The organism is Corallococcus caeni (assembly GCF_036245865.1).
GTDB lineage: Bacteria > Myxococcota > Myxococcia > Myxococcales > Myxococcaceae > Corallococcus > Corallococcus caeni.
This window is the reverse complement of record NZ_BTTW01000002.1, coordinates 530774-542144: the sequence shown is the minus strand read 5'-3', so window position 1 is coordinate 542144 and position 11371 is coordinate 530774. Positions and strand designations below refer to the sequence as shown.

General features: G+C 71.6%; 11 protein-coding genes. 2 read left to right on the top strand and 9 right to left on the bottom strand.

Features of this window, described 5'->3' with window-relative positions:
• Positions 1-6: 6 nt before the first annotated feature.
• The 4 genes from AABA78_RS10305 to AABA78_RS10290 form a co-directional block, all read right to left on the bottom strand.
• Entirely contained in the window at positions 7-753 is a 747-nt protein-coding gene (locus AABA78_RS10305) for a queuosine precursor transporter (protein WP_338262801.1), read from the bottom strand.
• A gap of 76 nt (positions 754-829) precedes the next feature.
• Entirely contained in the window at positions 830-1621 is a 792-nt protein-coding gene (locus tag AABA78_RS10300) for a dihydroneopterin aldolase (RefSeq protein ID WP_338262800.1), read from the bottom strand.
• Positions 1618-2343: an SDR family oxidoreductase gene (locus AABA78_RS10295; protein WP_338262799.1), complete on the bottom strand. Its 726-nt coding sequence runs from the start codon at positions 2341-2343 to the stop codon at positions 1618-1620. Before AABA78_RS10295 ends, AABA78_RS10300 begins: the two co-directional genes overlap by 4 nt.
• 137 nt (positions 2344-2480) lie before the next feature.
• Positions 2481-2963: a hypothetical protein gene (locus AABA78_RS10290; RefSeq protein WP_338262798.1), complete on the bottom strand. Its 483-nt coding sequence runs from the start codon at positions 2961-2963 to the stop codon at positions 2481-2483.
• Between the two features lie 125 nt (positions 2964-3088).
• Between AABA78_RS10290 and AABA78_RS10285 the strand changes: the two genes are divergently transcribed.
• Positions 3089-3796, top strand: a complete 708-nt coding sequence (locus AABA78_RS10285) for a methyltransferase domain-containing protein (protein WP_338262797.1) — start codon at positions 3089-3091, stop codon at positions 3794-3796.
• Between the two features lie 8 nt (positions 3797-3804).
• Here AABA78_RS10285 and AABA78_RS10280 read toward each other — a convergent pair whose 3' ends face one another.
• On the bottom strand, positions 3805-4326 hold the full coding sequence (locus tag AABA78_RS10280; protein WP_338262796.1) for a GreA/GreB family elongation factor: 522 nt from the start codon (positions 4324-4326) through the stop codon (positions 3805-3807).
• 126 nt (positions 4327-4452) lie between these two features.
• Between AABA78_RS10280 and AABA78_RS10275 the strand changes: the two genes are divergently transcribed.
• Positions 4453-4788, top strand: coding sequence for a PilZ domain-containing protein (locus AABA78_RS10275; RefSeq protein ID WP_120526972.1), 336 nt, complete (start codon positions 4453-4455; stop codon positions 4786-4788).
• A gap of 9 nt (positions 4789-4797) precedes the next feature.
• On the opposite strand, the gene AABA78_RS10270 is transcribed toward AABA78_RS10275, so the two are convergent.
• The 4 genes from AABA78_RS10270 to AABA78_RS10255 form a co-directional block, all read right to left on the bottom strand.
• On the bottom strand, positions 4798-5289 hold the full coding sequence (locus AABA78_RS10270; protein WP_338262795.1) for a hypothetical protein: 492 nt from the start codon (positions 5287-5289) through the stop codon (positions 4798-4800).
• Between the two features lie 750 nt (positions 5290-6039).
• Positions 6040-8928, bottom strand: coding sequence for a lipoprotein N-acyltransferase Lnb domain-containing protein (locus AABA78_RS10265; RefSeq protein WP_338262794.1), 2889 nt, complete (start codon positions 8926-8928; stop codon positions 6040-6042).
• Positions 8925-9890: a hypothetical protein gene (locus AABA78_RS10260; RefSeq protein ID WP_338262793.1), complete on the bottom strand. Its 966-nt coding sequence runs from the start codon at positions 9888-9890 to the stop codon at positions 8925-8927. The genes AABA78_RS10265 and AABA78_RS10260 overlap by 4 nt, the downstream gene beginning before the upstream one ends.
• Positions 9891-10024: 134 nt before the next feature.
• Entirely contained in the window at positions 10025-11368 is a 1344-nt protein-coding gene (locus AABA78_RS10255) for a D-arabinono-1,4-lactone oxidase (RefSeq protein ID WP_171413792.1), read from the bottom strand.
• Between the last annotated feature and the right edge of the window lie 3 nt (positions 11369-11371).

The following is an 11371-nucleotide window of genomic DNA, read 5'->3' as shown; positions in this document are numbered from 1 at the left end:
CACCCTTCAGGCCGTGGCGGCGGGCGGGGGCTCGGTGCCGCCAGGCGAGAGGTTCACCGGCTCACCGTCTTCGCCCAGGACCACGGGGGCGATGCCCAGCTTGCGCTCCACCAGCGCGTGCCCCAGGTAGACGAGCGGCGTCAGGCCGATGGCCACCAGCAGCTTCACCGCGTACGAGGTGAAGATGATCCGGAAGATGACGTCCCGGGGCAGCACGCCCGTCCAGGCGATGAACTGCACCACCACCGTGTCGATGAACTGCGACACCACCGTGGAGCCCGTGGCCCGCAGCCACAGCATCCGGTTGTTCGTCACCCGCTTGAGCAGGTTGAAGACCGAGATGTCCAGGAACTGGGCCACCAGGTACGCCGCCATCGACGCCATCAGGATGCGCTGCGAGCCGCCGAACACGTTGTTGAACGACGCCGCCACCGTCCCGCTGTAGTCCTTCGCCTCCGTCATCGGCGCCCACGGGACCTGGCCCGCCAGCGCGATGATGACGAACGTGAAGATGGCCATGAAGAAGCCCACCCACGTCACGAACCGCGCGACCTTCTTGCCATAGAACTCGTTGAGGATGTCCGTCAGCAGGAACGTCACCGGGAACGGCAACATGCCCACCGACATCACCGCCACCACCGGGCCCAGGTGAACCTCGAACAGCTTCACCCCGATGATGTCGCCCACCACCAGCGAGGTGAAGAACAGCCCCGCGAGCACCACGAAAAGCTGAATCCGCCGGTCCAGGTTCATCCGATGCGTCCTTCGAGAGCGAGGCGCCCCTAGAGCTAGCACACCCTCCCGTCCCCGTCGCTTGGCCGCCCGGGGTCTACTCGGGCAGGTAGTACAGCGTGCCCGGCCCCACGGGCGCGGCGCTCCCGGCGGCCTCCTGCTCCGACAGCACCAGGCGCGGGCGGTACACGCCCAGCACCGTCTGCTCCGTGGCCGTCGGGTTGTCGTAGCGGTGCCCGAAGACGCCCGGCCCGCTGAACGCCAGCCCCCGCCCCACCGGCTGCCCCTGGAGCAGCATCCCCGCGCCCAGCACCAGCTCCATGCCCTCCGTGTGCCCGTCCGCCCGCGGAGGGATGCCCCTGCCCGGCGCCACCCGCAGCCGGTACACGCCGTAGGTCGCCCCCTCGTGGATGACGTCCACGTGGCCGAAGGCCTTCGCCTCCGTCCGGTACACCATCTCCTCGGAGGTCCGGTGCACCTGGAGCGACGGGATGGCCCACCCCGTCAGCGCCTCCGGCTTGGTGACCCGCACCGTGGCCGCGTACAGGTGCGCGTGCGGCGCGGCGTCCGTGGGCGGCGCCAGCAGGTAGCGGCACACCGCCTCCGCCGCGGACTCCAGCAGCTCGAAGCGGCACGCATCCAGGAGGAAGCGCAGCTCCCCGGCCAGCCGTCCGTAGTGCACCGTGTTCGCCAGCCTCCCGCCCACCGCCGCCTGGCGCGCGTCCAGGAAGAGCGCCACGTCCAGGCGCAGCGGCTGCGGCGTCACGCGCTCGCGGTTGTAGACGCCCACGATGACGTCCACCGTGAGCCCGCGCAGCTCCATCACGTCCAGCGGGCGGCCCTGCGCGTCGTTCACCACCGGGTGGATCCACACGGGTTCCTGGCTCACAGCTGCGCGCTCCTTCCGCCGTCCAGGGCGATGACCTGCCCGGTGAGATACGGCGCCTCGCGCGCGAGGAACACCACCGTGCGCGCCACGTCCTCCACCCTGCCCTCGCGGCCCATGGGCACGCGCTGGAGCACCTCCTGGCGCGCGGCTTCGTCGAAGTGCTCCGGGAAGGCCACCACGCCCGGCGAGATGGCGTTGACGCGCACGTGCGGCGCCAGCTCCACCGCCAGCGCGCGCGTCAGCATCACGAGCCCCGCCTTGCTCACCGAATAGTGCGCGTAGTGGCTCACCGCCCGCTCCCCACCGATGTCCGTGAGGTGCACCACCAGCGGGTCCTTCCCCGCGCGCAGCGACGGCAGGAGCGCCTGCGTGAGGAAGAAGGGCGCGTCCACGTTCACCGCGAGCATGCGGCGGTACTGCTCACGCGTCACGGCGGCGAAGTCCACCCGCTCGTAGAGCCCCGCGTTGTGGACCACCACGTCCAGCGCGGGGTGCGCCTCGCGGACCCGGGCGCCCAGCGCGTCCACCGCCTGCGCGTCGGAGAGGTCTCCGCTGTACAGCGCGACGTCGCGGCCCAGCGCGCGCAGCTCTTCCGCCAATACCTCCAGCGGCTCCATGGAGCGGTTCGCGTGAAGCGCCAGGTCGTAGCCGGCGCGGCCCAGCGCGCGAGCCACCGCGCTTCCAACGCGCACGCCCGCGCCCGTGATGAATGCGGTCCCCATATGCGGGCCCTGACTAACAGGCCCGCCCGCGAAAAAACACCGCGGGGCGACACCCGGAGAACCCCCTCTCCAGGCACCGCCCCGCGTGTCCCCTGCTTCCCCTTGCGTCGTCCGTCCGTCAGTCCCTCACGTCCTCGCTACGGGTAGTAGACCACCGTCTGCCAGCGGCGCCCGACGTACGGCACCCAGACCCACTCCGTCACCGCCTGGTAGCCGCCCGGCACATAGCGCTGGTCGTAGTAGCCCGGCGTGCAGCGCACGTGGCGGCCGCGGCGGCCGCGGGACACGCACTGCTCGGGGACCCAGACCTGCTCGTAGCGCTCCGGCACCCAGCGCTCCACCGTCTGCAGCTCGTAGCGGCCGCGCGAGTCCACCGGGCGGGGCATGGGGCCGTAGTTGCAGTTCGGGCCGCGGCAGCCCATGAAGCGGCGCGTCTTCGCGTCGTCATCCACGTAGCGGAACGCCTGGTCCCGCGGCGCTTCCCAGCCACCGCGCTGCTCGTGGCCGCCCCAGCGCGCATCCGCCTGCGTCGGGCCGCGCCAGTCCGCCGCCATCGACGTGGAGGAACCGAGCAGCAGTGCACCGAAGGCCAGGGTCGCGAGTCCGAGCTTGAAAGCCATGTCTTCCATCCTCCGTCCGAGTTGCTTGTCCTGACTGACGGGGCCCCCGCCGGAACATTCAAATCCCGTCGGGTCGCCCTGAACCCCGGTGGCAGGGGCGGGGAGATGTGGGTACACCTCATCCCATGTTCCACCGCGACGGCCCCACCTTCCGCGAACTTGCACGGCAGGCCCTCACCTCCGTCGAGCAGGGCTACGACCTGCTCGCGCCCAAGTTCGAGCACACGCCGTTCCGCACGCCGGATCCGGTGCTCAAGGCCGCGCTCGCGCATGCAGACGGCGTGGGCAGCGCGCTGGACGTGTGCTGCGGCACGGGCGCCGCGATGCGCGTGCTGCGCCCGCTGTGCCGCGAGCGCGTCGTCGGGTTCGACCTGAGCCAGGGCATGCTGGACGAAGCGAGGCAAAGGCTCGCGGATGCGCCGGGCACCGCGGCGCTCGAGTTCGTGCGCGGGGACGCGCTGTCGCTGCCCTTCGACGCGGCGTTCGACCTGGTCACCAGCTTCGGCGCCTTCGGGCACATCCTGGAGGAGGACGAGCCACGCCTCGTCGCGGGCATCGCGCGGGCGCTGAAGCCGGGGGGCCGCTTCGTCTTCGTCACCGGCCAGCCGCCGTCCGCGCTGAACCCCGGCTACTGGGTGGCGAAGGGCTTCAACGCCGCCATGCGCGTGCGCAACGCGCTCTGGAAGCCGCCGTTCGTCATGTACTACCTGACGTTCCTCGTGCCCCGCGCGCGCGTCCTGCTGGAGGCGGCGGGGTTCGACGTGGAGGTGCGCGAGGGCGACATGCCGGAGCCCTTCGGCCGGCTCGTCACCGTCATCGCCACGAAGCGCTGAGCGGCGCGCTACGGCGCGGCGGCGCTGGCTTCGGACTCCGCGTACTCCACCGCGAGGAGCTCGTACTCCACCGGGCCGCGGGGGCGCTCCACCTGCACGACCTCGCCGGCCTCCTTGCCCAGGAGCGCGCGCGCCAGCGGGGACTCCACGCTCAGCCGCCCCGCCTTCACGTCCGCCTCATCCGGGCCGACGATGCGGTAGCGCATCTGGCTGCCTTCCTCGTCCTCCAGCACCACCCACGCGCCGAAGAAGACGCGGCCCGCCTGCGATGGATCCGGCACCACCACGCGCACGTCCTCCAGGATGGCGGTGAGCTCCCGCGCGCGGCGCTCCCGCTCGCGCTTGCGCACGCCTGCTTCCAGCTCCGGCCAGTCCCGGGGCGCGGGACCCTGCAGCTCCAGCAGCTCCTCCTGGAGCGCGCGGTAGCCCTCCGGCGTGATGTAGCGCTGCTCCGCCGACGCCGACCGGGGACGCGCGGGGGTGAGCCCCTCGTCGCCGCCCCCGTCTTCCTTGGTGAATGCCTTCGACATGGGCCGCTCCCTCCTCCCAGGAGATTTCTCAACGTTTCCCGGGCTTTGCACGGTGGGTCCGCTCGCCTGGCCGCTTTCTATTGGCGCAATTTTACTGCCGAGACGGAATCCGTCAGAATCTGGACCATGCACCTGCCCCGAGCCGTGCCTCGTTTCGAGCATCGCCTGGCCGTCCGTCTGCGCGGCATGCTGCCGCTCTACACGCGGGATGTGTCGGAGGGCGGCTTCTGCGCGGAGATGCTCCAGCCGATGAAGGCGGGCGATCTCCTGGAGGGCGCGCTGCTGCTGGGGGACGAGGAAGTGCCGTTCCAGGCCCAGGTCATGTGGGCCCGCCGCTCCGCCGGGGAGCGCACGCGGGGACGCTGTGGCGTGCGCTTCGTCACCATCGGCGGGGACTTCCAGCGGCGGTTGGGCGCGTTCAGGCGCTTGCAGGGCAGGCGCCTGATCCGCTGGTTCACCTGACGGCCGGACCTACTTCGTCGTCGTGTCGGGGCTCGCCGGGACCGTGGTCTCCGACGGCGTCGCGGGCGTCGCGGGCGTGGTGGACGGCTCCGGCGTCGCGGACGGCGCCGCGGCGGGGGCGTTGATGGGCTCGCCCTCGGGGGCGGGGGCCTGGCCGGAGGGGACCACCTGGAGCTTGTAGCGGCGCACGCCCTTGGGCAGCACGACCTCCACCAGCGGGTTCTCCTTCACCAGGCCCGGGTCGAGCTGGAGGGAGACCTCACCGTTCTCGTCGCTGGTCGCGTTGAGGTGGTTGCGGTACTCGCCGCCGAGCACCTTGGCGCCCTTCACCGGCTTGCCCGTGGCGGCGTCCGTCACGCGCAGCACCACGAGCTGGTTCTCCTGGAGCGCGGTGGTGCCGTTCGCCTGGACGATGTCGTTGTAGCGCGGGCGCAGCGCGCAAGCGGACAGCAGCGTGGTGGAGAGGAGGGCGACGGTCAGCAGGTTGCGGCGAAGGCTCATGGAATCCATCCAGGCTGGGAAGCGGTACGGCGGAGGCGCGGCAGCATAGCCGCCAGCCACCAGACGCCAAGTCTCCCGTGCGTCACGGCCCCGGCGTACGGCATCCGTCCCACGCCGGGTCGCGGAAATTCCCGGCGGGCAGGCACGGCGTGCGCCCTCCTCCTCAGGGACCGGTGGAGCCGTCAGCCCTTCCACCCGCCCCCTTCCGGCACCATCTCCCAAGGTGTGTCCGGGCACCGTCCTTCCCCCGCCCGCACGGAGGTCAACGCTCCATGGATGAGACCTATACGGAGGGCTCGGCTCACTTCACCGATTCGGCACGCCGCCTTCACCTGAGGGATGAGCAGATCGCCTACTCGGACCTCCCGCTCGACGCGCGCGTGGAGGAGAGCCGCGTCGTGTGGAAGCACAACCGGTTCGACGTGAGCGTGCTGACCATGGTGCTCATCAGCGCCGTCACGTTCTTCATCCCGTTGTTCAACGGCCTGCTGGCGGGCACGTTCGGCGGCTTCCACGCGGGGCGTCCCCGCCGCGCCCTGGCCGCCGCGCTCGTCGCCGCGGTGGCGGTGCCCGCCACGCTCTACGTGTTCTTCAACGTCTTCAGCGTGGGCTCCGTGCGCGTCTTCTACGGAATGGGCTGGCTGAACTGGACGATGCTGCACGCCATCGGCCTGTTCATCGGCGCCCTCGCCGGGGCCTCCAGCCGCCCGATGTTCAGCGGCGATGTGCGCGCCGTCCTCGCGCCGCGCGTCAGCGGAGCTCCACTCCTAGCGCAAGGCGATGTCGCGCCCGTCCTTCCGGAAGGCTCGCGAGACTTCTCCCGGGACCTGCCCACGACGCAAGTGTCCCCTCCCAGTGGACCTGTGCGCGGGGAGTGAGCAGCACGCTCCAGCGGGCGATGCGCCCCAGGTACCACTCCACCTGGAGCGTCGCGTCCGCTTCGTGCGTGAAGCCCGGCGTGATGCCCGCGCGCCACGCCGGCACGTACGTGGCATCCAACCGCAGCGCGCTGTTGCCCGGACCGGGCAGGGCCGTGCGCTGGGACAATGACAGACGGGGCCCGACGGTCGGGACTGTTTCAAAGGGGCTCCAGGCCATCGTGGCCTGGGCGCCCAGCCCCACCGCGAGGAAGGTGTCGAAGCGCTCCGAGGCCGCCACGACGCCCAGCGCCTCCGCCTCCACCGACGCGCGGTAGGGCAACGGGCGGTCGATGTCCGTGGACATCCTCGCCTCCGCGCCCCAGCCCAGCGAGTCGGAGAACGACCGCTGCTGCTGGGGCAGCTCCGGCATCAGCGTGCGGTAGCCCACCAGCGTCAGGCGCGAGCCGAGGATGCGCGGCACGCCCCAGCGGGGCTCCACCGACAGCTCTCCGTCCAGCACGCGCAGCTCGCTGCTGGACTGGAAGCCGTGCAGGCGCGCATCGCCCAGCGTCTCGTTCATCGCGGAGGTGCGCAGGCTCACCACAGGCCGCGCGGCGCCCACCTCCGGGAAGTCCACGCCGCCGCTCACCACCGTGCGGGCCGCGCCGGATTCGCGCAGCGCGCCCCGGGCCCAGGTGGCCTCCGCCTCCGTCTTCCGTTGGTGGTCCTTCGCGAGGAAGGCGCGCGGATCCACGTCCGCGAGCGGTCCGTCGTTGAGGGTGCCCTGCGCCTCGGTGGCGGCGGCGAAGGCGGCTTCGGTGTGCTCGGCGCGGACCAGGGTCTTGAGCTCGTCCGGCGTGGGCAGGCGCTTGGTGGCGGTGTCCAGGGCCTGCTGGAGCAGGGCCGTGCGGTCCAGCACCGCGAGCTTGCGCTGCATGGCGTCCTCGCGCTCGAAGAGGAGCTGCCGCTCCTTGACGCCCTGGGCGGCGCCCCCCTCCCCCTTCAGGTCGAGGGCGATGAGGCGCTCGCGGTCGATGGCGAGCTTCTCCGCTTCAGCCTGGTCCACCGCCGCGCGCTCCACCCGCACCGCGTGCGCCACGTAGGCGTGCAGGGCATCACGGGCTTCGGCGCGCGCTGCTTGGGAAGCCGCGTCGAGCGCGGTCGTCACGGCGCGAGGCAACTGCTCGTAGGCCTGACGGCGGACGTCGGGCTCCGGGGATTGGAGGCGGCGGTGCACGAGGTGCAGGGGCGCGAGCGCGCTGGATGGAAGCAGGGCCGCCAGCTTCGTGAGCAGCCGCTCCTGCTCCACGAGCGCGCGCCGGGCGCGGTCTCCCGTGGACTCGAAGGCGTCCGGGACGTGCTCCAGGAGCGGCACCGCGCGCCCGCTCGCGTCCACGACGTTCGTCTTCGCCAGCGTGTCCAGCGTGGCGGTGGGCAGGACCCACAGCGTGCCGGGGGCGCTCACGTGGCGGCCGTTCTCCAGCGAGCCATTAAGGAGGAAGAGGAGCGCGGCGGCGCAGTTGTCGGTGAAGAAGTAGTAGCCCAGGTAGCCGCGACGCTCGAGCTCCCAGATGCGCTCCAGCATGCGCTGCGATTCGCCGGGCGTGAGGTTCAGCCGGAAGCGGCGGATGGTGCGCTGCTCCAGCTCCAGCGATTCGTGGGTGATGTCGCCCAGGGTGCCCGTGAGGAAGACGGTGCTGTAGCCGCCCGTCATTCCCTTCATCAGGTAGCCCAGGCCCTTCTCCTCCATGCCGGTGAGGGCCACCAGCTGCACGACGCGCTCGAAGCCGGGGCCCTGCACCGTGGCGCCTTCGCGCCAGACCGGGCGCAGGAGGAGGTGGCCGAAGAGGGACTGGGGTTGCCGGCCCGTGGCCGCGACGAGCAGGACCTCCAGGTGGGAGAGCGCATCCGCCTCCGCCCAGGCGTCGAAGGCCGGGCAGCCGCCCCTCGCGGGCAGGGTGCCCAGGCGCGCTTCCGTGAGGAACCCGGACATGGCTCGCGTCTTGGAGAGTTCCTGGCAGCGGACCTGATCATCCTCGGGCAACGCGTCCGGGCGCAGGGACTCCACGGGGACGAACAGCTCCTCCGCGAACGTGACGAGGTCCAGCGAGGCGCTGGCCTGGCCCCGGGCGCGGCTGAAGGCGCCCGCGTAGGTGATGCTCGCGGACTCCTTCCACGTGAGGGGGCGCTCGAAGGGGAGCAGCCACCCGTCCAGCCTGCGCCACTGGGGACTCTTGCTCCAGCCGCGCGCGTCGTCCCAGCGCTGCATCACGGCGTGCACCACGGCGCGGCGGCGCCACAGGTGTTCGGCCTCCGTGTCGGTGAGGCGCGACAGGCGCAGCGTGGCCCGGCGCTCCTCGGAAGGGGCATAGCGATAGAGGTGGAACTGCTCGCGCTGCTCCGACCAGTCGGGGCGCGCCTTCGTGCCGTCACCGAGGCCCAGGGGCGCGGGCTCCGGGTGGAGCACGAGCTCCAACCGGCCCCCTGGCGGACGGCGCATCGCGGGAGGCAGGGCGGCGAGGCCCGCCTCCACGTCCGAGACCAGCGCGGCATCCCGCGCCGCGTCGCCGCGCAGGACGATGCCCGCCGTGGCCTCCAGTCCCGCGACCCGTGAGGCCAGGGCGACGTCCATGAACGCCCCGTCCAGGAACGCGGGCACCGCGAGGTGGCCCGGGGCTCCTTCGGACGGAGGATCTTGCAGGGCCTGCTCACGCGCCTGCGCACTCACGGGCAACAGCAGCACCGTGAGCCATCCCAGCCAGGCTGTGCGGGGCCTCACTGGAGGGCCTCGGCCGCCTGGGTCGCTCCTTCCTGGTCCAGGAGGAAGGCCTGCCGGTCCTCCTCGAGTCGCGGCTCGGTGCGCGCCAGTTCGCCCACGCGCTCCAGCCATGCGCGGGCGCGCTCGGGCGTGAGCTGCTTCGCATCCGCCATCATCAGCAGCTCCTTGCGGTGCGTCCGCAAGAGCTTGCCGAAGACGTCCAGGTTCTCGCGACGGATGCGCGCCGCCTGCGCCAGGTCGTCCACCGTCGGGCCCGCGCCCAGCGCCAGGTCCTCTCGCAGCTGGTGCGTGCGGGCGCGCAGGTACACCTGGGCCGCGTGCCCCACTTCCTTCGGCGAGGGTTGCTTGCCCTTGCGCCGCGCGGCGCGCTCGTACGACTGCCAGATGATGATGCCCAGGCCCATCACCGTCAGCGCCACCGTGGCCGTGGACAGGAGTTGATTCTCGCGGCCGTTGCTGCTCTCGCTGCGCGTGCGCGAGTCGTCGCCCTGGTCCACCTGGTTCGACTCGCTGGAGCCCGAGTTGCTGTGCTCGCTGGACTCGGAGCTGTGCTCACTGGAGCCGGAGTGACTGGAGCCCTCTTCCGAGCTGTGGTCGCTGGAGCCGGAGGAGCCACCCGAGTCCGACTTGCTCGAATCCCCATGGCTGGAGTTGCCCGAGTCCGAGTCGCTGGATTCACCCGAGCCCGACTCGCTGGAGCCTTCGTCGCTGGAGCCGTTGGAGCCCGACCGGCTGGAATCCCCACCGCTGGAGTTGCCCGAATCCGACTTGCTGGAGTCGCCCTGGCTGGAGTCACCCTGGCTGGAGTTGCCGGAGTCCGACTGGCTGGAGTCGCCCTGGCTGGAGTTGCCCGAGTCCGACGCCCCCGCGGCCCTCAACCCCGCGGAGGGCGTGCGGCACCCCACGGCGAGCACCAGCATCGACGCCGTCACCACGCGCTTCCATGAAGACTTCGTCCGCATCCATCCCCCTCGAAAGGGCGCCACCGGGCCTGGCGCCAACCGCCTACCCATGCCCTAGCCAACCGCATGCCGGGCCCTGGATTGTGCATTTTCGGGCGGTTGGTGGATCGTCTGACGCGATACGACGCGAAAAATCAGGCCCGGGGGTGCGTCGCGGACTTCGCGCCCTCCTCCAGGAAGAGACGTCTCAGATAGGGATTGAGGAAGCGCCCCTCCGGGTCCAGTTGCTCGCGCACGCGCTGGAAGTCGTCCCAGCGGGGATACAGATGTTTCAGCGTCGCCGCCGTCTGCGTGTGCAGCTTGCCCCAGTGCGGCCGGCCCCCGTGGTTGCGGAAGATGGCCTCCGCGCCCGAGAAGTAGGGCTCCAACGGCATGCCCCGGTATTGATGCACCGCGATGAACGCGCGGTCCCCGCCGTGCGCCGGACTGAGGAACACGTCGTCGCCGCGCACGAAGCGGTACTCCACCGGGAAGTGCACGGGCAGTTGCTGGCGCGTGATGTATTCAGCCAGCTCGCGCAGGCAGTCCGGCCCGCGCTCCACCGGGACGCCGTATTCCATCTCCTGGAAGCGCACGAGGCGCGGCGTGGCGAACAGGGTGTGGCTCTGCCCCGCCAGCACGCCCTCCGACGCCAGCTTCGCGGACAGCCGGCTCACGGGGGCGCACAGGGCGGGCCGCAGCCGGCACGCGCGGCTCACCGCGCCAAACACCGCGTTCTCCATCACCATCTCGTTGAGCCAGCGCCCCACGCCCACCCCGTGCGGGGGCTCGTCCGTGAGGTCCATCGCCTTCGTCATCACCCGGTCGGAGTGCGGGAACCAGAAGAACTCGTAGTGCCGGTGGCGCGCGCGCGCTTCCTCCAGCCCCGCGAGGCACTCCTCCAGCCCCAGGTTCCGCCGCGTCAGCCGCAGCCGGTACGCGGGCAGGAGCCGCAGCCGCACCCGCGTCACCACGCCCAGCGCGCCCAGCGACACGCGCGCGGCCTGGAGCAGCTCCGGCGACGCGTCCTCCGAGCACGTCACCTCGTCCCCGCTCGCCGTGACGAGCGTCATCGCCGCCGCCTGCGTGGAGAGGATGCCCAGCCCCACGCCCGTCCCGTGCGTGCCCGTGCCCAGCGCGCCGCCCAGCGACTGCTTGTTGATGTCGCCCAGGTTCTCCATCGCGAGCCCGTGCGACGCGAGCAGCGTTCCCAGCTCGCGCAGGTTCGTGCCCGCCCACACCACGGCCTCGCGCGCGGCGGCGTCCACGGACTCCAGGCCGTGCAGCGCTTCGAGCGACACCATGGTCTCGTCCGTCGCGCACAGGGGCGGGAACGAGTGGCCGCTGCCCACCACGCGCACGGTGCCCGCCCGGGCGCTGGCGTCGCGGAGCGCGGCCTTCAGCGCGTCCACGGACTCCGGCTGGAGGAAGCTCGACGGATGGGCCACCACCGCGCCGGACCAGTTGCGCCAGGTCTTCACCTTCACCCCGCTCGTCATGCC

Bases quoted from the DNA above. Each gene is read 5' to 3' on its own strand.
- AABA78_RS10260 (WP_338262793.1), bottom strand. From the start codon at position 9,890: ATGCGGACGAAGTCTTCATGGAAGCGCGTGGTGACGGCGTCGATGCTG.
- AABA78_RS10285 (WP_338262797.1), top strand. From the start codon at position 3,089: ATGTTCCACCGCGACGGCCCCACCTTCCGCGAACTTGCACGGCAGGCC.
- AABA78_RS10290 (WP_338262798.1), bottom strand. From the start codon at position 2,963: ATGGCTTTCAAGCTCGGACTCGCGACCCTGGCCTTCGGTGCACTGCTG.
- AABA78_RS10255 (WP_171413792.1), bottom strand. From the start codon at position 11,368: ATGACGAGCGGGGTGAAGGTGAAGACCTGGCGCAACTGGTCCGGCGCG.
- AABA78_RS10305 (WP_338262801.1), bottom strand. From the start codon at position 753: ATGAACCTGGACCGGCGGATTCAGCTTTTCGTGGTGCTCGCGGGGCTG.
- AABA78_RS10295 (WP_338262799.1), bottom strand. From the start codon at position 2,343: ATGGGGACCGCATTCATCACGGGCGCGGGCGTGCGCGTTGGAAGCGCG.
- AABA78_RS10275 (WP_120526972.1), top strand. From the start codon at position 4,453: ATGCACCTGCCCCGAGCCGTGCCTCGTTTCGAGCATCGCCTGGCCGTC.
- AABA78_RS10280 (WP_338262796.1), bottom strand. From the start codon at position 4,326: ATGTCGAAGGCATTCACCAAGGAAGACGGGGGCGGCGACGAGGGGCTC.
- AABA78_RS10270 (WP_338262795.1), bottom strand. From the start codon at position 5,289: ATGAGCCTTCGCCGCAACCTGCTGACCGTCGCCCTCCTCTCCACCACG.